Origin of the sequence: Empedobacter brevis NBRC 14943 = ATCC 43319 (assembly GCF_000382425.1) — a bacterium.
Classification (GTDB): domain Bacteria; phylum Bacteroidota; class Bacteroidia; order Flavobacteriales; family Weeksellaceae; genus Empedobacter; species Empedobacter brevis.
Window position 1 is genome coordinate 195,811 of record NZ_KB908293.1, and the last position, 20,722, is coordinate 216,532.

A 20,722-nucleotide genomic window follows, 5' to 3' on the forward strand; every position below is an offset into this window, starting at 1 on the left:
ATGAATACAGGACAACTAAAATCATTTGCTCAACAAGCACGTCTTAAATTGATTGAACAGGTAGGTGCAAAACTACATTTTGTATTAAATGAAGATACTGCCAGTATTCGTGGAAAAGAAAAAGCATTAAATAAATTAAAATCAGAAATATCTGAAATTGGCGAGCAAGCCTTAATAGAGAAAGTTGCTTATATGTGGTTCAATCGTTTGGTGGCTATTCGTTTTATGGATACCAATGCTTTCCAACCGTTTAATGTTTCCATTATTTCTCCTGTAGAAGGTTCTCAATCTTCTTTAGCAGAAGTAGTAGAATTGATCCAAGGTGGTAATATTCCGGAAGAGTTTGATTTAGATCGTGGGTTAATCAACGATTTATTGGATGGAAAAGCCGTTTCTAGTAACCCAAACAACGAAATTATGCGTATGGTGTTGGTAGAAGCGTGCAACTATTACCATAGTTTGTTTCCGTTTTTATTTGAGAAAATCAACGATTATACGGAACTTTTGTTACCAGACGATTTGGTTTCTCCCATCTCTATTTTAGCAGATGTGGTAAAAGGCATGTCGAAAGAAGATTGTACAGAAGTTGAAATCATCGGATGGTTGTACCAGTTTTATATTTCTGAAAAGAAAGACGAAGTTTTTGCTTCTACAGGTAAAGTTAAGAAGGAAGATATTCCAGCGGCGACTCAGTTGTTTACACCACGTTGGATTGTAGAATATATGGTGCAAAATACTGTAGGTAAATTATGGTTATTAAACAAACCCAATTCTTCTTTAAAACAGCACATGCCTTATTATATAGAAACAGAAAATACTTCTGATTTCTTAAGCATCAATTCCGTAGAAGAAATAAAACTATTGGATCAGGCTTGTGGTAGTGGACATATTTTGGTGTATGGGTTTGAATTATTAGCAAAAATTTACGAAGAAGAAGGATACCAATCTTCAGAAATTCCTGCTAAAATCATCGCGAACAATTTACATGGTTTTGAAATTGACGAACGTGCCTCTCAGTTAGCATCGTTTGCTATTGTGATGAAAGCACGACAATATTACCGTCGTTTCTTTAGAAAACCTGTAGCTCCAAATATCTTAACTTACAAAGACGAGAAGTTTACGGAACATGAATTACAAACGATCTTCTCAGCATTACAGGTAACCAAAAAAGATGCACTTACCTATGACATTCGTTTGATAGAACAAGCAACTAATTTTGGTTCTTTGATGCAACCGCATACGGATTTAGATACTTTAGTATCATTACAAAGGAAAACAACCGAGTTATTAGTAACGGCGGATTTGTTCTCCCAAGATTTGTATACACGTTTTAATTCAGCTCTGAAACAGTTACTACCATTAGCACAAAAGTACCATTGTGTGGTAGATAATCCTCCATATATGGGTGGTGGTAATATGAATGTACCATTAGCAGAATTTGTGAAGAAAAATTACCCAAAATCGAAAGCTGATTTAATGGCTTGTTTTATGGAAGCTGGTTTGTCTGCTTTACATGAAAAAGGTCTTTTAGGTATGATTAACCAACATTCTTGGATGTTTTTATCTTCATATGAAGTATTAAGAAAAGTGTTAATAGATAGTGTTCAGTTTGATACCTTATTACATTTAGGTCCAAGAACATTTCCAGAAATTGGAGGTGAAGTAGTACAAAATACATCATTTACATTCATTAAAACTGAACCAAAATATGATGGGGTGTATCTAAGATTAGTAGATTTGGATTCATCAGATTTGAAACGTAAAAAAAGTTTAGAAATTATAAAAACTAATGACCGTGAATATTTTTATAATTCTGTTCAATGTTCATTTAATAAAATTTCAGGTTCACCAATAGCATATTGGATAACTAAAAATTATATAGAAAAATTTAATACAAATGAACTTGTAGATAATAATATCATAGTCAAACAAGGTTTAGCTACAGGAAACAATGATGAATTTTTAAGATTATGGTTTGAAATTGAAAATTCTAATATTGGCTACAATTTTAATAATATTGATCAAGCTTTAAATTCTCGTAAAAAGTGGTTTCCATATAATAAGGGAGGTGGGTTTAAAAAATGGTATGGTAATCAATATTATGTAATTAAATTTGATAAAAATTCATTTGATAAATTAAGTAAACAAGGTAATCATTTACCTTCTAAGCAATTATATTTTAAACAATCGATTACTTGGTCTGATGTTGCAACTGGAAAATTTGCTTGTAGATTTTCACCAGTTGGATTTATATTTGATGTTAAAGGTTCGTCAGGTTTTTCTGAAAACGTATTATATGATATTGGATTATTGAATAGTGTATTTTCAGTTTCGACTTTATTTGTTTTAAATCCTACAATGAGCTATCAAGTAGGAAACATAAAAAGCATTCCTTACATATATTTTGAACCTAATAAAATTGAAATAGAAAGTTTATCTAATTCCTCAATAACTATAACAAAAAATGAATGGGATTCTAAAGAAACAAATTGGGATTTTCAACAAAGTGAATTAGTTCGTTTAAAAGCAGAAAATCTATTAGATTCTCTTAATCAATATAAAAACTATTGGAAAGAGCAATTTTTCCAATTGCACCATAACGAAGAAGAGCTTAACCGTCAATTTATCGAAATCTATGGTTTACAAGATGAATTAACTCCGGATGTACCTTTAGCGGAGATTACCATCTTAAAAGAAGAAACAGAAATAGTCAACGGAGAATTGGTGTTCAAAGAAAAAGAAATTATTGCTCAGTTTATTTCGTATGCTGTGGGTTGTATTTTTGGTCGTTATGCTTTAGACAAAGAAGGTTTAATTTTAGCCAATCAAGGCGAAACGTTCCAAGACTTTTTAGCCAAAGTAGGTAAGGCAGAAGAGCAATTACAATTTACACCTGATGCCGATAATATTGTTCCAATCTTAGAAGACGAATGGTTCTACGATGATATTGTAACGCGTGTAAAAGATTTTGTAAAAGTAGTTTGGGGTGAAACATCATATAACGAAAATATAGCAACCATCGAAAACGCACTAAGCAAAGATTTACGCAAATATTTGGTAAAAGACTTTTACAAAGATCACATCAAGCGTTACAAAAAACGTCCAATTTATTGGCAGTTCAGTTCTCCAAAAGGAGCATTCAATGTGTTAATCTACATGCACCGTTACACCAAAGATACCTTAAGTGAAATCTTAAATGGGTATTTACGTGAATTCATAGGAAAATTAGAAAACCACATCCAACATTTAGAAACCGTAGTGGTGACTGGTTCTGCTGTAGAACAAGCCAAAGCTCGCAAAGAAATCGATAAACTAAAAAATCAAATCGATGAGTGCAAAGCCTACGAAGTAGAATTGTTTAAAATGGCTGGAGAACGCATCGAAATCGATTTGGATGAAGGCGTTTTAGTCAACTACAACAAATTTGGTCATGTGATCGCTCCAGTTGTTGGGTTAAACGATAAGAAAACAAAAGATAAAGTGAAAAAATTCGATTGGATCGATACAACACAAATCCGATGAATAAATTAGAAGAAACATTACTTCAGCTTTTTCAGAAGCATCGTATCATTGTTTGGTACGATGCCGAGAAAGAGTATGAAGACGAAATACAACAAGCCAACTTGCCTTCGATCGAGATCATTCGTGTCGATGGCAATGAGTTTACAGTAAAATACCGTGTGTTACAAGTAGAACCTCAACAGCAGTTTTTATTGTACATACCAACAGTTCGTCCGGAGAACGAAGACAATTGGTTATTGGATATCGAATTATCGCACCAATTATTTCACACCGATCAGGAATCGATGTTGTTGCAAGAACTTGATTTACCTATTCAGTATAAAGAATGGGCAAAAACACGTACGGCTTACTTTAAAAATAAAGAGCGTAAAAAGAAGTTTTTGGAACTTGCAGAAAAGACAGATACTCCGGAAGTTTTAGATCTAAAATTGTTACAAATCATTTTCGGTACGTTGACCACTTCAACAGATGATTTTATTCAAAGCTATGTTAAAGCGTTTGTAGAAGAGAAAGAAGCTCAACTAACGAAAGATTTAGAACGCTATCAATTAAAATCTGTATTCTGGAATTTGGTTGCAGAGCAATACCAATACATCCATGATGAACCTACGATTTACGATTTTGTATTAGAGGTATTTTATGCGAATGCTTCGTTTATTGAGAACCGTAAGAAAATCAGTCGCAATGCAATGGTGTTGTACCAGAAATGGAAAGATATCAGTTCCTTTAAACCTGTTTTAGATATTTTAGCAGATCGTATTGCTTCTGACATTAATGTAGTGGATAAAATTGATGAAACTTCATCTGAAGCGTTATTATTTGATGATGTATTTAGAGAAGTAGATCAACGTGTTATTCGCGATTTACGAGATCTTATCTTGAATCAGTCCATTACTGCTGAAACATTCGAAAAAATAAGTAAAGACAGAGAAGCGAGCAGATGGTACAAAGAATACCAAGATTTTTACGAAACCTTACGTTACGCTTCACGTTTACAAGATTTCTTACAATCGGTAGCAATTCCGTCGTTCTCATCTTATGAAGATGGGTTTGCATTTTATACCAAAGAAGGGTATAAAGCGGATATGTATTACCGTAAATTTATGTTCCATTACCGATTAACCAACAACAATGGATTCCGTATTTTATACGAGGAAGTCCATAAATGGTATTCTAATTCTTGGATGTTCAAATTGTCGGAAAACTGGCAATCGTTAATCAACAAAACCCAAGAATGGTATGTGGGCGATCAATCGATTCAAAATTTCTTTAAACGAAATGTAAAAAGGCGTTACATCGATCGTAACACAAAAGTTGCAGTAATCATATCGGATGCATTCCGCTACGAAATTGGGCAGGAATTAATGGAGCGCATCAACAAAGAAAACCGTTTTGATGCGACATTAGATTTCCAAATCGCAAATCTACCTTCTTATACACAATTGGGGATGGCAAGCCTATTGCCACACCAAGAAATTGAGATCAAAGAAGATGGTAGTGCTTTAATTAATGGTTTATCTACTTTAGGATTAGAACCACGTAAAAAGGTTTTAAATACAATTGGTGGTGTACGAGCTGAAGCAATTTCAGCCGAGGATGTAAGTACATATAAAACCAAAAGTGAACAAGCGATCCGTTTAGTACAAGACCATGATGTCATCTACATTTATCATAATCGTATTGATAAAATTGGAGATGATAAAACATCGGAGGTAAAAGTAATCGAAGCGGTAGAAGACGAAATCAAATTTATCATAGGTTTGGTTCGTTCGCTAACGAACTTCAATTTAAATCATATTTTGGTGACTGCGGATCATGGGTTTATTTACCAAGATCAGGAGCTTAACGAAATGGATTTTGTACAAGATACTTTCGAAGGAGATGCATTCAAAGTCAATCGTCGCTTTATTCTTGGAAAAGGAATCAAAGGAAATTCAGCATTAACTTCGTATCATTCTGATCAATTAAAATTAAAGGGTGATTTTGATGTGTTGATTCCAAACGGTTCCAATAGAATGCGAGTACGTGGTGCTGGTAGTCGTTTTGTACACGGTGGACACACATTACAAGAAGTTGTAATACCAATTGTAGCGATTTCTAAAAAGCGTACAGATACAATAAAAACAGTTTCGATTGATGTATTGAACAAAGGAAATAATCGCATCACTACGAATATACATACCGTAAAATTATACCAAGAAGAACCAGTAACTGCAAACGTAAGAGAGCGAAATGTAAAAGTGTATTTTGTGAATAGAGTTGATGGTTCCGATGAATTAATCAGTGATGTATTTACCTATAATTTCGATTTTACATCAGAACGTGCAGAGGATCGAGAAAAAGTGATTCAATTAACGATCATGTCTAAAATTTACCGATCAAATAATGTATATTTAAAAGTAGATACGGATGTGGAAGGAAGCAATACATGGGTAAACTTATTAGAGCTTCATTACAATTTAAATATTTCAATGGAAAACGATTTTGACTTTTAGCTATGAAACCACTTGATGAGAAAATAAACCAGATATTTGAAGGAAAAGTAGTTCGAAAGGATTTAACTTCAAAAATAAAAGGTAATGCCATTGTACCAACGTATGTGTTAGAATATTTGTTGGGACAATACTGTGCTACAGATAATGAAGATACGATAGTTGATGGAATTGGTAAGGTAAAAACCATTATTGAACAACATTTCGTACACCGTGACGAAGCTGAAGAAATCAAATCAAAGATTAGAGAAAAAGGTAATCACCGAATCATTGATAAGATTTCTGTAAAGTTAAATGATAGTGCGGATCGATACGAAGCTCAGTTTGCTAATTTAGGATTGAAGAAGATTCCTATCAATGATGCATTCATTAAGCAACATCCAAAACTATTATCTGAAGGAGTATGGGCATTAACTACATTGGGTTATGAATTCGTAGAGGAAAAGAAAACTTTACCTTGGGTTATAGAGGCTGTAAAACCGATCCAGATTGTTCGTGTTGATTTAGAAGAATACTTCGAGCTTAGGAATAAGATGGCTACAGACGAATGGATCAATTTGTTGATGCAATCAATCGGTTTAAACTTTGAAGAATTCTCTGAACGTAGCAAATTAATTCAACTATCTCGTTTAATTCCATTTTGTGAGAATAACTTTAATCTGATCGAACTTGGACCAAAGGGTACAGGTAAGTCACATATTTACAGTGAATTATCACCACATGGTATCTTAATTTCTGGTGGTGAAGTTTCCAAAGCAAAACTCTTCGTAAATAATTCAACTGGAGATATTGGTTTAGTAGGTTATTGGGATGTGGTTGCTTATGATGAATTTGCAGGAAAAGGTAAAACCATCGATCGAGGATTAGTGGACATCCTTAAAAACTATATGGCGAATAAATCGTTTTCGCGTGGTACGAATGTTTACCAAGCTGAAGCATCTATGGTTTTCGTAGGTAACACGAATCATTCGGTTCAGTACATGGAAAAACATAGTAACCTTTTCGAGGCATTACCAAAAGAATATTATGATACTGCATTCTTAGACCGTATTCATTTGTATCTACCGGGATGGGAAGTTTCAAAGCTACGTAACGAATTGTTTACACATGATTTCGGATTCATTGTAGATTATTTAGCAGAGGTTCTAAAACATTTACGTAAAAAAGATTATAGTAAAGCCTATCAACAATATTTTAGATTATCTGATACCATTACCACTCGAGATAAAACAGGAATTGAAAAAACATTTTCAGGTTTGGTAAAAATCCTTTTTCCAGATGGTAATTTTACGAAGGAAGAATGTAAACGAATCTTAGATTTCGCAATTGAAGGAAGGAAACGAGTTAAACTTCAACTCCAGAAAATGGATGAAACTTTTAACGATGAGATTGTTAAATTTGAATATCTCGATAACGAAACTGGAACTGTATTTAAAGTTGACACACTTGAAGAATTAGAATTTGGAGATTTTAGATTAGATAGTGATGACGAAAAAAATAATAATCAGAAAATAGAACCTGAGATTGAAATAATTAATACGAATATCAATTCTGTTGAAGAAGCGAAACAAGTTATTCCATTAACTGGTTTTAGTAAATCTATTCGAGACAATCAGACTAATATTACTTATGATCGATTATTTGGATATTATTTAGAAGGTGCAAATGAATTTACAATTCAAGATCCATTCATTCGTATGCCACATCAGTTTCGTAATTTCATGGAATTATGTGCATTAATCTTAAAGAAGAATGAATCTGAAGATATGATCAAAATTCATCTGATCACTTCTAATGTTCCAGAGTACATCGATAATGCGATAGCTTCATTTCGTGAGATGCAGTTATCTTTAGAAGATATCGGAGTCGAATTTACTTTTGAGATGAGTGAAACAGCACACGATCGTAGTATTGTTTGTAACAACGGCTGGAAAATTATCCTTGGTCGAGGTTTAGACATATGGCAGAAGACAAGTCGATATGATTTGGCAGAGATTCTCCAAGAAAAGAGAAAGTGTAAAGAATTTGACGTAGTTGTAATTGACAATTAAATATTAAGGCAGGATTTACTTCCTGCTTTTTTTATACCCCTAGCTATGGAGGGCTACCTCCGTATCCTGCTAAATACCCCCTACCTAGTTGTTCAATATTTGAACAACCAACTATATTATTACTAAATTTCATTTTTTAGATCATAAGAATGTATTAGGACATAATTTAATATTATGTGAATCCTTATAATTTTTAATAATTATTAATTAAAATAAATAAAAAAAATATGCTAATGTAGTTTCTGATTACCAACTTGTTATAAAATGTTTCCAAATTTTTTTTATTAAGACATTTACTTTTTCACTAAGTCCTGCTATTTATATTAAAGACATGAGTCAACATGGGCACCATGTGTTATTGTGTGAACGAAGTTCGCGCCAGTTTAATATAAAAAGAATATGAAAATTTATAAACCAATAAAATATTTTTTAGATAATGGATTATCAAATTTAGGAGAAAGACAATTAAGAAGAAGAGCACACGAAGCATTTACTAATAGAGAAGATTATGTTGAAATTGGAACTACAAGAAATGGTAAACAGATGTGGTTAATAGAAGTATCTTCAATTGAATTATTAGCATATCGTATCCGGAAACCAAAAAAGAAAATTAAAAAAGAAAGCTATTTTAATATTGAAGTTAGTGTTAATTTTGATGATAACACTGATTATGCATACTATTCAGAAATAGTTTCATTATTCCGCCATTACACAGAATATGATCTTGTTTATAAGATTGAGAGCGGTGGAAAATATGATAATCATCTACATATGGGAATTCATGGTAGTTATAGAATAGTTAGAAAATACATTAATTTTATAATAAATCATCATCTCCAGAGAAAATGTAATAAGTTTTACGATTCTTCAACCGGAGAACATAAATCTTCAGTAAGAATAAGAAAAATTATTGATGAGGAAGCGTTTGTAGATTATATTAGTAAGGGATATGATCGTTTAGGAGGTGACTTGCCAGTATTCTTATTTGATTAAAAAAACAGCATAATTCTTAAAAGTATATTAATTTTTGAAATATATAATTAATATTTTCTGTTATAATATTAAATACTAATGGCTTATTTTTTTTTAAAACAAATGATAACTACATTATATGTAGGGATAATTATATCTAAATGCATATTAAGTGTTGTTATGGATAGGCATAACAACATGTTTATCTCACTTAAAGAATTTTTTAAAAAAAACTTCATTTTTTTTGGAGGGAGAAAAATTATCAGGTACTATTGTTATAAGTTACCTCCTGTGAGGTCTTCCTTTATGGAAGTAATCCGTTTATAGGATTAATCACAATAACATTTTACTGAGTGATGTAAGTGTTTTTTAATAATCTTAAAGATGTTAAAGAGAAAATTGTATCCAGACGAAATAAAAAGTTACCTAGGTATTAATAGTGATACGACGCTTCGAAAGCGTGAAAAAGCAGGATTAAAACTGAGAAGAGATGAAGGCTCTACTCATAGATACTGTTTTGAAGAAGACCTTATTAAATTTACGGAGCAAGCATAAATTTCGCTGTTAAAATCTACTTAGACAACTAAGTAGATTTTTTTATTTTAGAAGCTCTAAAATGGATTTAAATTGTCATGTTTTTCTATATTTGTAAAAACATGTTAGTTAAAAGATGGGTTCCCCTTTTGGTTCCCCCTTTTGAAATGAGTGATAAATAAATATTGATAATCAATATATTAAAAAATTTAAGATGGATTTACAAGTTACATACAATTACAAAAAACATCTTCCTAAAGTAGATTTTTCTAAAAATGTAAATTTGGAAAATTTAGTTTTTATGAATTATGATGATCCCGAAAGCACAAATTCTCTAAAATTTAAAGAAAATGATTTTAAAGATTTAAATAAGTTAAGTTATTTAGATTTTAATAATATTCCTATTGATTTTACTTTAACGAATAAGTTAAACAAACCTTCTTTAAAGGTTTTAAGTTTTGGAGATTGGAATTCACGAATTAAAAATAATTTTGAAGGAATTCTTAATCTTTGTAATACAGACTTAGAATATCTTGGATTTATTGGAACAATGCCAGAAGTCATTGATATTAGAAATAACCAACTTACTCCAGATTTTTTATTTTTACAATCCCGTAACAACTTCTCTCCACAATTTATTGTAGATGATATCAATAAATTTAAACAACTGTATGGAAATACATATTACGATTATCTACAAGAAAAAGAGATTCCTTTTAATCTTACAACCTCAACAGAGCCTTGTGAAAGAAGTTTAACAACAGTAAACATCAATAAAACAGGTGTTAAAATTTACCCTAATCCAGTTGTAGATATTTTGAATATAGAAACAGATGTCAACAAAAATTCAATCAAAATAATCGACTTAACCGGGAAGACCATTGAATCTTATACTATAAATGAAAAGAAGATTTCTGTACAGGTTAATCATTTGCCAAAAGGTATTTATATCGTAGAGGTTGAAAATGAGAATGGAAAGACAAATTCAAAATTTATCAAAAAATAATTTGTACAATTCAAAATCCTTTCTAAATTTGTCCTCAATGAAAACATTATTCACAAATAACTGGTGGTGGTTTATCGAACAGCAAAACGTTGGTTCGTAAGACCTCTATGTAGTTATATGTAGAAAAGGCTTGTCGGAACCGACAAGCCTTTTTTTTGTGCTCTAAACCTAAATATTTAACAAATGAATTTAACTTTTAACATACAAAAAGAAACTGTTTTAGCAGATTTAACGACTCCGGTTCAACTGTATTTAAAGCTGAGGGATATTTACCCAAATGCCTTATTATTAGAAAGTTCTGATTATCATTCAAACACAGATGCAAACTCTTTTATTTGCCTTAACCCTATTGCAACATTCAGTGTAACAAACGGAATTGTGGATGAAATATACGCAAATGGTGAAACAAAAGAATACGCTTTAAATGGGCAAGAATTGACAGAAAAGTTCAAAGAATTTACAACACAATTTTTCATCAAAAATGGGGAAGATTTACCTGTAAATGGTTTATTTGGCTACATTGCCTGGGATGCCATTCCACATTTCGAAACCATTAAATTTTCGTCAGAAGGTAACGAAGCTACAATTCCGGAATTCTCCTATTCGTTTTATCAAAATATTGTGGTATTCAATCATTTTCACAATGAGATTCAATTTATCGAATACCAAAATAACGAAACAACGTCTAAATTTTCTGAGATCAAAAGTGTCGTTTATAACAAGTCAATCATCGAATATCCTTTTAATGTTGAAAGTGAAATACAATCCAATTTAACAGACGAAGAATTCAAAGAAATGGTGACAAAATGTAAGCAGTCTTGTTTCAGAGGAGATGTTTTCCAGATTGTTCCTTCAAGACAATTTAAGCAGAAATTTTCTGGAGATGAGTTTAATGTGTACCGCATTTTACGCTCTGTGAATCCTTCTCCTTATTTGTTTTATTTTGATTACGGAAATTATAAAATTTTTGGTTCATCACCGGAAGCTCAAATTATCATCAAGCATAATCATACCGAAATTCATCCAATCGCTGGAACTGTTCGCAGAACAGGTAGCCCTTCCTTGGATAGAGAATTGACTGAAAAATTAATTGCAGATCCTAAAGAAAACGAGGAACATGTCATGTTAGTCGACTTGGCTCGAAATGATTTGAGTAGAAACTCTTCTGACGTAAAAGTTGCCCAATACAAAGAAATTCAATATTTCTCTCATGTTATTCACATGGTTTCAAAAGTTACGGCTCAATTAGATCCTAATGTTAATACAATGAAAGTTTTTGCAGACTCTTTTCCGGCCGGCACTCTTTCTGGCGCACCAAAATTCAAAGCAATGGAATTGTTAGACACTTACGAAAATCAAAACCGTGGAGTGTATGGAGGAGGAATTGGTTATTTAGGATTTAATGGTGACATCAATATGGCAATTGCGATTCGTACATTCGTAAGCAAACAAAACACCTTGTATTTTCAGGCTGGTGCAGGTGTTGTTTCAAAATCTGTCGAGGAAAATGAATTACAAGAAGTCAATCATAAATTAGGAGCACTTCGTCGCTCAATAGAAATCGCTCAAAATCTATAAATTATGAAAATTTTAGTTATCGATAATTACGATTCGTTCACTTATAATTTAGTGCATTCATTAAAAAAATATGCGCATGACATTACTGTTGTTCGAAACGATGGAATTTCGTTGGAAGAAGTTAATCTATATGATAAAATATTACTTTCTCCCGGCCCTGGAGTCCCGGATGAGGCTAACTTGTTAAAACCAATCATCGAAAAATACGCCCCTACAAAATCAATATTCGGAGTATGTTTGGGGCAGCAAGCAATTGGAGAAGTCTTTGGAGGAACTTTATTGAATACACAAGAAGTGTTTCACGGTGTAAAATCTGATATTGAAATCATTAAAGACGAAATATTATTCAAAAATTTACCTCAAAATTTAGAAGTAGGGCGCTATCATTCCTGGGTCGTTTCAAATGAGAATTTTCCTGAAGAATTAGAAATTACAGCTGTGGGTCCAAAAGGAGAAATAATGGCTTTGCGTCATAAAATTTTTGATGTAAGAGGTGTTCAATTTCATCCTGAGTCAATTTTGACACCATTTGGAGACGAAATGATTAAGAACTGGTTAGGCGCTTAAAACGATGAAAAAATTATTAAATTTATTATTCGAAAATTATACGTTGAGCGAAGAAGAAGCCTACCAAATTATGGTAGAAATTTCAGAAGAAAAGTATTCAACTATTGAATTAGCTTCATTTCTAACTATTTTTAATATGCGCAACATAACCTTAGACGAATTAAAAGGTTATCGCCGGGCATTATTAGATTTATGCATTAAAATAGATTTACCCAAACAAGCAATTGATATTGTGGGTACAGGCGGTGATGGAAAAGATACATTCAATATTTCGACGTTAAGTGCTTTCGTATTGGCTGGTGCTGGTGAAAAAATTATCAAACAAGGAAATTATGGTGCTTCATCCATAAGCGGTTCTTCAAATATGCTGGATTATTTTGGCTACAAATTTTCTACTCATCAAGAGCAATTAAAACGTGAATACGAAAAAGTAGGAATTACTTTTTTACATGCACCACTTTTTCATCCTGCATTAGCTAAAGTAGCACCGATTAGAAAAGGCTTAGCAGTCAAAACATTTTTCAATTTGATGGGACCTTTGGTGAATCCTGTGCAACCTCAATTTCAAAATTTAGGAACTTATGATATAAAAACCGCTCGTTTATATCATTATGTCATGCAAAATTCAGGCATTAATTACTCTATTTCAACAGCTTTGGCTGGTTATGATGAGATTTCATTAACGTCACCAACAAAAGTATACAACAATTCAGGAGAATTTATTTTAGAAAGTAAAGATTTCGGATTGAGTACTCTTCAGCCAGATGAAATAGAAGGAGGAAAATCGATTGAAGAGAATGCAAAAATATTTTTAAGTGTTTTAGAGGAAACTTCAACAAAAGCTCAAAAAGAAGTGGTTTTAGCAAATGCAGCTTTAGCCTTAAAAACTATTTATCCAACCAAAGATTTAATCGAGTGCGTAGCAATCGCAAACGAAAGTTTAGAAAGTAAAAAGGCATTAAACTCCTTCCAAAAATTAATGAAACTATGAAAAATAAATTAGATGAAATCGTTGCACAAAAACGCAAAGAAATTTTAGAAAAGCAAAAAACTCATTCAATTGAAGATTTTAGAAATTCAGAAAATTTTATTCTGCCTGTTAAATCTGCCAAAGCTTCTATTCTAGATGGAACAAAATCCGGAATTATCGCTGAGTTTAAACGTAAATCTCCTTCAAAAGGGGTGATTAATGAAGAGGCAAGTGTAAAAAGTGTCGTTTCGGGTTATGAAAAATTTGGAGCTTCTGTTGTTTCCGTTTTGACTGATGAACAATTTTTTGGAGGAAGTTTTGATGATCTGCAACAAGCAAAAGAGGTTTTAAACATTCCTGTTCTTCGAAAGGATTTTATTGTAGATGAATTCCAAGTGTACGAAACCAAAGCAATTGGTGCCGATTTGATGTTGTTAATTGCAGAATGTTTGACGAAAAATGAAGTGTATAATTTAGCCAAAACAGCAAAAGAAATTGGTTTAGAAGTTTTGTTGGAATTGCATTCGGAAGATCAATTGGAAAAAATAAATGAGTTTATCGATTTAATTGGAATTAATAATCGGAATTTAAAAAACTTTGAAGTTGATCTTGAGAAATCAAAACAAATTTTGAAACAATTACCAACAGATTTAATCAAAGTTGCTGAAAGTGGAATTTCTGATCCAAAAACAGTAAAAGAATTACGACAAGCAGGATTTCAAGCCTTTTTGATTGGAGAAAATTTTATGAAAGCTGAACATCCAACCGAAGCTTTTGAACAATTTGTAAAAGAATCGAAATGAAACGTTTTCAAGTAAAAGTTTGCGGAAATAATAACCTAGAAAATTTTAAAGAAATTGCAGCAATCGAACCTGATTATGTTGGCTTTATTTTCTATCCAGAATCAAAGCGTTTTGTTGAAGATGAATCTATTTTTGAAGTTTTTCCAAACGCTGAAAAAGTTGGCGTTTTTGTGAATGAATCGATCGAAAATATTCTCGAAAAAGTTGAACAATATAAATTAGATATTGTGCAATTACACGGTGATGAAACAGCAGATTTTTGTGAAGAATTAATCAATCGAAAACATCAACGATTATTGACAGATGAAAATTTTTTGGATTTTAAAATTTGGAAAGCGATTGGGATTCAAAATGAAAAAGATTTTCAACAATTAACCACTTATCAACAAGTTGTTGATAGTTTTGTATTTGATACAAAATCTGCTAATTACGGCGGAACAGGATATAAATTCGATTGGAAATTGTTAATAAACTATCAGTTATCAACACCTTTTTTATTAAGTGGCGGAATAAAACTTGAAGACGCTTTTCTTCTAAAAAATTTTCAACATCCAAGATGTATCGGATTTGATATTAACAGTGGTTTCGAGTCTGAACCGGGTATAAAAAAAATTGACGAAATAAAACAGTTTATCGATACAATTGATGGACGATTTGAACAAAATTAAAAGACAAACAAAATGAAATACGAAGTTGACGAAAGAGGTTTTTATGGTGAATTTGGAGGTGCTTTTATCCCTGAATTATTGCACCATAATTGTGAAGAATTGTCGCAAGCTTTAAAACAATATGCAGATACAAAAGCCTTTAAAGATGAATTTAATCTATTGTTAAAAGATTATGTAGGTCGTCCAAGCCCATTATATTTCGCTCCAAATCTTTCTAAAAAGTACAAAACAAACATCCTGCTAAAACGTGAAGATTTAAACCATACAGGCGCACATAAAATCAACAATGCAATTGGCCAAGCACTTTTGGCAAAACGCATGGGAAAAACAAAGATTATTGCGGAAACCGGTGCAGGACAACATGGTGTTGCAACCGCTACAGTCTGTGCATTAATGGGATTAGAATGTATTGTCTTTATGGGTGAAATTGACATTGCACGCCAGGCTCCAAATGTAGCCCGCATGAAAATGTTAGGTGCTGAAGTTGTTCCTGCAACATCAGGAAGTAAAACGTTGAAGGATGCAACCAATGAAGCCATTCGTTACTGGATCAATCATCCTGAAACCTTTTATATCATTGGTTCGGTTGTAGGTCCTCATCCTTACCCGGCGATGGTCACAAAATTCCAAGCCATTATTTCAGAAGAAATTAAAACTCAGATGAAAGAAAAATATGGAAAAGAAAATCCTGATTATGTCATTGCTTGTGTAGGTGGCGGAAGTAATGCCGCAGGGGCTTTTTATCATTTTTTAGAGGAGGAAAATGTGAAATTAATTACAGTAGAAGCTGCCGGATTAGGTGTAGAATCAGGCGAAACAGCAGCAACAACCATTAAAGGAACAGAAGGCATCATTCACGGAAGCCGTACATTATTGATGCAAGATAAAGATGGTCAAATTGTTGAGCCCTATTCTATTTCTGCTGGTCTAGATTATCCCGGAGTTGGTCCTTTACATGCTCATTTGTTCAAAACAAGAAGAGCCAAATTCTTAAATGCAACAGATGACGAAGCCTTAAAAGCAGCATTTATGCTAACAAAAGAGGAAGGAATTATTCCAGCATTAGAATCTTCTCATGCTTTAGCCGCTTTAGAAAAAATAGATTTTAAACCGCAAGATATTGTAATTCTGAACCTTTCGGGTCGAGGAGATAAAGATTTAGAAACATATATGAAAGTTTCAGAAAAATATTCTTAAAAATATTTGGATATCTCCCAAATGTAGCCTTAAATTTGCACCCACGATAATGAAATCTATCGGGGTGTAGCGTAGCCCGGTCATCGCGCCTGCTTTGGGAGCAGGAGGTCGCAGGTTCGAATCCTGCCACCCCGACAAAATTTTCATCCGAAAAGATTTTAATTATCAAAAAGAAGACCGAATCGGGGTGTAGCGTAGCCCGGTCATCGCGCCTGCTTTGGGAGCAGGAGGTCGCAGGTTCGAATCCTGCCACCCCGACAAAATTCATTGAATTTTTGGATCGGTCCAGTAGCTCAGCTGGATAGAGCAACTGCCTTCTAAGCAGTAGGTCTCAGGTTCGAATCCTGACTGGATCACAAGTTTTTATTAAAACCAGGAGAGGTGCCAGAGCGGTAATGGAGCAGATTGCTAATCTGTCATCGGGAAACCGATGCCAGGGTTCGAGTCCCTGTCTCTCCGCTTTTTTAAATGACCGAATCGGGGTGTAGCGTAGCCCGGTCATCGCGCCTGCTTTGGGAGCAGGAGGTCGCAGGTTCGAATCCTGCCACCCCGACAAAAGCCACTGATAATCAGTGGCTTTTTCTTTTTTCGGACACATTTCGGACAAATTATATCTGAATATTGATTATTCAATAACCTAAGCAAAGTTAAGTTAAGCTAGAAGAATAACCCTTCTTAAAGAATGATTGGAACATAATGCTTGTTTCTATAGAGCGTGAAAAGTTCATCTTATTCTTATAAAAAATCAAGAGGGCTAGGAGTCTTTTGCTTGTCTATGTCAGTGATATGAGTGTAGATCATAGTCGTTTTTATATTTTCATGACCCAATAACTCTTTTACAATTCGGATATCGATACCTGATTGGATTAAATGTGTGGCATAAGAATGTCGCAATGTATGTACAGAGCCTTCCGACTGAACATTTGCTTTGATCAATGCTTTTTTCAGAATCAACTGTACACTTCGTTCGCTATACTTGCCACCCTTCTCACCTTCGAAGAGGTACTCCTTTGGCTTGAATGCTTGATAATAATGTCTCAAAGTCGCCAGCAATTTGTCTGGTAATGATACAATCCGATCTTTATTACCTTTGCTTTGATGGATTCTGATAATTCCATCGGAAGATTTTATGTCTTTGATTTTGAGATTCAACAGTTCGCTAAGACGTAGTCCACAACTATAGATTGTCATCAGAATAGCCTTGTGTTTTAGATTTTGAGTGTTATCGAGAATATTTCTTACTTCTTCTTTTGAAAAGAATTTAGGTAATTTAGAAAATGAGCGTTTCGGGTATAAGTAATCCAGTTGGATTTTTTTGTCCAATATCAGTTCGTACATCTTCTTGATTGCGCCCACTAATCCTTTTTGATAGGAAACACTAATTTTCCCATTTTGAACTTTTTCGTTTATAAACGCCTCAATATCTGACAGTGGAATTTCTTCAAGGGAGGGATATTTGCTAACATGTTTAAGAAATATACTAGCGTAATCCTTGTACGATCTAATGGTATTGCCAGCATATCTCTGCATCAGCAATCTCTTTTCGAAGGTTTCAAGTATGATTTCGCTATTCATATCAGGGAAATAGTATTTTATAATATTTTGTTTCGCTATTTGTGCGGTTTTATTTTTTAAATACAAATATATCAATATCTTATGTAGAAAGAAAAGTCAAATAACGAAACACGTATATAGGGTTGGTTAAGCGAAATTTTCCGTATATTCGTTTCGTTAAAACAGATGTTAGCGGTAATTTTGCGACCACGACATAGACAAAATAAAAATGGCGGATCCTAAAAGCCAAACGAGTAGTATAACATCATAAATTAAATAAAATGACAAAACAAATTTTCATCCTTGCATCAATTACAGTTGCAACTTTTCTGGCTTCTTGCAATCAGCAACAAAAACAAGAAAATACTGAGGGGGTAAAAACCGAAGTAACTGCTAAGTCTTCTGACGACATCGTTACCCAATCGCTAACAGACAATGCGGGCAATAAACTTGATATGACTTTCGACAACTCCAAAGACATTGTAACAATAACATTTAAAGGGGAAACAGCAGAACTTACAGCCCAAAAAGCAGCATCTGGCATTTGGTATAAAAACGACCACCTCGAGTTGATAGGTAAAGGAAACGACATCACACTTAGTAAAGACGACCAAGTAATTTTTAAACATCAAGACGATAAGGTTGCCATTGAAGCGAAGAGCGACAAAGGTGATGTTTTAAATATGACATTCAACAATACAGAAGGAACGGTTAAAGCATACTTGAACGGAGGCGAACAAATTGACCTTGTTGAACAAAAATCCGCATCAGGCATTTGGTATAAGAACGACCACTACGAACTTACTGGCAAGGGTGACAAATACGAGCTACAAAAAGATGGAAAAACAGTATTCAAGAATTAAAACTACCGCTAACATAGTATTGCCAAAAGCGGGTTAAAGGGCTTCGATTGGAGATTTGTACAAAGTTTATCATTCTTCCTTCGATTGAACTTTAGTGCTAAAAATCCCCGCCTTCGGCAATACTCAAACCGTTGGCGGTAATTTGAATAAAAACAAAAGCAGAAGTAACAGGTTATACAAAAAAAGAAAGACTAAATAATTTAAAATGAATAACAAAATGAAAAACCAGATTCTGACAATTGGAATAGTAGCAATGACATTATTTATGGCCTGCAACCAAAACAAAAAAAATGACAAGGCTGAAAAGGCGAACACCGAAAAAGTGGAAAGTGCAAATGATAACCTTGTAAACCAATCGCTTACCGACAAAAATGGTAATGAGCTCAAGATGAAATTCAACAATGCCAAAAACATTGTTACCATTGAGTATGGGGGAGAAAAAGCGGAACTTGCTGGGAAAAGAGCTGCATCGGGCATTTGGTATGCCAACGACCAATATGAGTTACGTGGGAAAGGAAACAATATTACGCTTAAAAAAGACGGAGAAACCATCTTTGAACATCAAGACAATATCATAGCAATACAATCCAAAAACGGAAAAGGTGATGTGTTGAATATGACCTTTAACAACACCCAGGGAACTGTAAAAGCTTATTTGAACGGAGGTGAAGAAATAAATATGCAACAACAGAAATCGGCTTCGGGATTTTGGTACAAAAACGAAAACTACGAATTGAGAGGAAAAGGCAATGACATCACATTGAAAAATAACGGTAAGGTAATTTTTGAACACCGCGACAAGAAAGTTGCCATCGAGGCAAAAAACGACAGTGGAGATGTGTTGAATATGACGTTCAACAACAGCCAAGGCACAGTTAAAGCCTATTTGAACGGTGGTGAGCAAATCGACTTGAAAGAAAAAAAAGCAGCTTCAGGAATTTGGTACGCCAACGACCACTACGAACTATCGGGCAAAGGAAATCATTACGAACTGAAAAAAGACGGAAAAATAATCTTTAAGAATTAAAAACTACCGCCAACATTGTATAAGCGTAATGCGGGCTAAACGGCTAAATTTGAGCATTTTTGCTCTTAATAAATTTTGCTGTGGGCGAACAATGAATTGCTCCGAAATCCCGCACTACGCTTATACTTGACCGTTAGCCACAAGCTGAAAAAACAAATGGATAAAGAAAAACCAAGACTTGCAAGATTGACAGCTATCCTAACCCAATTACAATCGAAAAGGATTGTAACCGCAAAGGATATTGCCGAAAAACATAATGTAAGTATCAGAACGGTTTATCGGGACATCCGAACTCTTGAGAAGTCGGGAATTCCAATCGTGACGGAAGAAGGAAAAGGTTATTCCATTATGGAAGGTTATAAACTTCCGCCAGTTATGTTTACCCAAGGCGAAGCGAACGCCTTAATAACAGCAGAACAACTAATCAGAAAGAATAAAGACCAATCTTTGACCGAACAATACGAAAGTGCTGTAATAAAAATCAAGTCAGTCTTAAACTACGCCCAAAAAGAAAAAGCGGAATTGCTGACTAACAGAATACAGGTACGCAATAATCGTGAGAATGAAAAAACAAGCAAATATCTGATACAACTTCAATCGACTATATCAAATTATCAAACAATAAAAATTGATTACCTGTCATTGGAAAACAAGCAAAGTCAAAGAAAAATTGAACCGTTTGCACTTTACACTACACAGGACAATTGGATACTTATCGCCTTTTGTAAATTAAGAAATGACTTTAGAGCGTTTCGTCTTGATTGTATCCAAAAAATAGAAATCTTGGGTAGTCATTTTGAACCACATAAAATGACTTTGCAAGAATACCTTGAAAAATGTAGTGAAAAATATAAGGACACCCCTGACACACCTTTGGCACAAGGTCAATCTACTTTTGCATTAAATCATAAAATTTAA

Annotated in this window: 15 protein-coding genes and 5 tRNA genes; 19 read left to right on the plus strand and 1 reads right to left on the minus strand. The window is 33.5% G+C overall.

What is annotated here, in order from left to right; translation table 11 throughout:
* The 16 genes from pglX to H277_RS0106250 all read left to right on the plus strand — a co-directional run bounded on the left by pglX (position 1) and on the right by H277_RS0106250 (position 16,913).
* Positions 1–3,522 carry a BREX-1 system adenine-specific DNA-methyltransferase PglX gene (gene pglX, locus H277_RS0106170; protein ID WP_019974719.1) on the plus strand — a complete coding sequence of 1,174 codons (3,522 nt, stop codon included), beginning with the start codon at positions 1–3 and terminating at the stop codon, positions 3,520–3,522.
* Positions 3,519–6,017: a BREX-1 system phosphatase PglZ type A gene (gene pglZ, locus H277_RS0106175; RefSeq protein ID WP_019974720.1), complete on the plus strand. Its 2,499-nt coding sequence runs from the start codon at positions 3,519–3,521 to the stop codon at positions 6,015–6,017. The genes pglX and pglZ overlap by 4 nt, the downstream gene beginning before the upstream one ends.
* 2 nt (positions 6,018–6,019) lie before the next feature.
* Positions 6,020–8,065, plus strand: a complete 2,046-nt coding sequence (gene brxL / locus H277_RS0106180; RefSeq protein WP_019974721.1) for a BREX system Lon protease-like protein BrxL — start codon at positions 6,020–6,022, stop codon at positions 8,063–8,065.
* A gap of 399 nt (positions 8,066–8,464) precedes the next feature.
* The gene (locus tag H277_RS0106185) at positions 8,465–9,058 is read left to right on the plus strand and encodes a hypothetical protein (protein WP_019974722.1); all 594 of its coding nucleotides are present in this window, start codon (positions 8,465–8,467) and stop codon (positions 9,056–9,058) included.
* 727 nt (positions 9,059–9,785) lie between these two features.
* Complete coding sequence (locus tag H277_RS0106195; protein WP_019974724.1) at positions 9,786–10,577, plus strand: T9SS type A sorting domain-containing protein; 792 nt, start codon at positions 9,786–9,788, stop codon at positions 10,575–10,577.
* Positions 10,578–10,760: 183 nt separating this feature from the next.
* On the plus strand, positions 10,761–12,155 hold the full coding sequence (locus tag H277_RS0106200; protein ID WP_019974725.1) for an anthranilate synthase component I: 1,395 nt from the start codon (positions 10,761–10,763) through the stop codon (positions 12,153–12,155).
* A gap of 3 nt (positions 12,156–12,158) precedes the next feature.
* Positions 12,159–12,722 carry an anthranilate synthase component II gene (locus tag H277_RS0106205; RefSeq protein WP_019974726.1) on the plus strand — a complete coding sequence of 188 codons (564 nt, stop codon included), beginning with the start codon at positions 12,159–12,161 and terminating at the stop codon, positions 12,720–12,722.
* A gap of 4 nt (positions 12,723–12,726) precedes the next feature.
* Entirely contained in the window at positions 12,727–13,713 is a 987-nt protein-coding gene (trpD, locus tag H277_RS0106210; protein ID WP_019974727.1) for an anthranilate phosphoribosyltransferase, read from the plus strand.
* Positions 13,710–14,495, plus strand: a complete 786-nt coding sequence (gene trpC, locus H277_RS0106215; protein WP_019974728.1) for an indole-3-glycerol phosphate synthase TrpC — start codon at positions 13,710–13,712, stop codon at positions 14,493–14,495. Before trpD ends, trpC begins: the two co-directional genes overlap by 4 nt.
* Positions 14,492–15,163, plus strand: coding sequence for a phosphoribosylanthranilate isomerase (locus H277_RS0106220; RefSeq protein WP_019974729.1), 672 nt, complete (start codon positions 14,492–14,494; stop codon positions 15,161–15,163). Before trpC ends, H277_RS0106220 begins: the two co-directional genes overlap by 4 nt.
* 12 nt (positions 15,164–15,175) lie before the next feature.
* A complete protein-coding gene (gene trpB, locus H277_RS0106225) occupies positions 15,176–16,360 on the plus strand; it encodes a tryptophan synthase subunit beta (protein WP_019974730.1) in 1,185 nt (394 codons plus the stop codon).
* Positions 16,361–16,420: 60 nt separating this feature from the next.
* A tRNA-Pro gene (locus H277_RS0106230) sits at positions 16,421–16,495 on the plus strand.
* A gap of 48 nt (positions 16,496–16,543) precedes the next feature.
* Positions 16,544–16,618 (plus strand) — tRNA-Pro (locus tag H277_RS0106235).
* 24 nt (positions 16,619–16,642) lie between these two features.
* A tRNA-Arg gene (locus H277_RS0106240) sits at positions 16,643–16,716 on the plus strand.
* Between the two features lie 19 nt (positions 16,717–16,735).
* Positions 16,736–16,819 (plus strand) — tRNA-Ser (locus H277_RS0106245).
* Positions 16,820–16,838: 19 nt separating this feature from the next.
* Positions 16,839–16,913, plus strand: a tRNA-Pro gene (locus tag H277_RS0106250).
* 182 nt (positions 16,914–17,095) lie between these two features.
* On the opposite strand, the gene H277_RS0106255 is transcribed toward H277_RS0106250, so the two are convergent.
* The gene (locus H277_RS0106255) at positions 17,096–17,935 is read right to left on the minus strand and encodes a tyrosine-type recombinase/integrase (protein WP_026357444.1); all 840 of its coding nucleotides are present in this window, start codon (positions 17,933–17,935) and stop codon (positions 17,096–17,098) included.
* Between the two features lie 260 nt (positions 17,936–18,195).
* Here H277_RS0106255 and H277_RS0106260 point away from each other — a divergent pair, with 260 nt between their 5' ends.
* The 3 genes from H277_RS0106260 (at position 18,196) to H277_RS18725 (ending at position 20,722) form a co-directional block, all read left to right on the plus strand.
* The gene (locus H277_RS0106260; protein WP_019974732.1) at positions 18,196–18,777 is read left to right on the plus strand and encodes an MliC family protein; all 582 of its coding nucleotides are present in this window, start codon (positions 18,196–18,198) and stop codon (positions 18,775–18,777) included.
* A 217-nt stretch (positions 18,778–18,994) separates the two neighbouring features.
* On the plus strand, positions 18,995–19,804 hold the full coding sequence (locus H277_RS0106265) for an MliC family protein (RefSeq protein WP_033422609.1): 810 nt from the start codon (positions 18,995–18,997) through the stop codon (positions 19,802–19,804).
* A gap of 156 nt (positions 19,805–19,960) precedes the next feature.
* A complete protein-coding gene (locus H277_RS18725; RefSeq protein WP_033422610.1) occupies positions 19,961–20,722 on the plus strand; it encodes a helix-turn-helix transcriptional regulator in 762 nt (253 codons plus the stop codon).

Excerpts from the sequence above, each read along its gene's own strand:
- pglX (WP_019974719.1), top strand. The coding sequence starts at position 1 with ATGAATACAGGACAACTAAAATCATTTGCTCAACAAGCACGTCTTAAA.
- pglZ (WP_019974720.1), top strand. The coding sequence starts at position 3,519 with ATGAATAAATTAGAAGAAACATTACTTCAGCTTTTTCAGAAGCATCGT.
- brxL (WP_019974721.1), top strand. The coding sequence starts at position 6,020 with ATGAAACCACTTGATGAGAAAATAAACCAGATATTTGAAGGAAAAGTA.
- H277_RS0106185 (WP_019974722.1), top strand. The coding sequence starts at position 8,465 with ATGAAAATTTATAAACCAATAAAATATTTTTTAGATAATGGATTATCA.
- H277_RS0106195 (WP_019974724.1), top strand. The coding sequence starts at position 9,786 with ATGGATTTACAAGTTACATACAATTACAAAAAACATCTTCCTAAAGTA.
- H277_RS0106200 (WP_019974725.1), top strand. The coding sequence starts at position 10,761 with ATGAATTTAACTTTTAACATACAAAAAGAAACTGTTTTAGCAGATTTA.
- H277_RS0106205 (WP_019974726.1), top strand. The coding sequence starts at position 12,159 with ATGAAAATTTTAGTTATCGATAATTACGATTCGTTCACTTATAATTTA.
- trpD (WP_019974727.1), top strand. The coding sequence starts at position 12,727 with ATGAAAAAATTATTAAATTTATTATTCGAAAATTATACGTTGAGCGAA.
- trpC (WP_019974728.1), top strand. The coding sequence starts at position 13,710 with ATGAAAAATAAATTAGATGAAATCGTTGCACAAAAACGCAAAGAAATT.
- H277_RS0106220 (WP_019974729.1), top strand. The coding sequence starts at position 14,492 with ATGAAACGTTTTCAAGTAAAAGTTTGCGGAAATAATAACCTAGAAAAT.
- trpB (WP_019974730.1), top strand. The coding sequence starts at position 15,176 with ATGAAATACGAAGTTGACGAAAGAGGTTTTTATGGTGAATTTGGAGGT.
- H277_RS0106255 (WP_026357444.1), bottom strand. The coding sequence starts at position 17,935 with ATGAATAGCGAAATCATACTTGAAACCTTCGAAAAGAGATTGCTGATG.
- H277_RS0106260 (WP_019974732.1), top strand. The coding sequence starts at position 18,196 with ATGACAAAACAAATTTTCATCCTTGCATCAATTACAGTTGCAACTTTT.
- H277_RS0106265 (WP_033422609.1), top strand. The coding sequence starts at position 18,995 with ATGAAAAACCAGATTCTGACAATTGGAATAGTAGCAATGACATTATTT.
- H277_RS18725 (WP_033422610.1), top strand. The coding sequence starts at position 19,961 with ATGGATAAAGAAAAACCAAGACTTGCAAGATTGACAGCTATCCTAACC.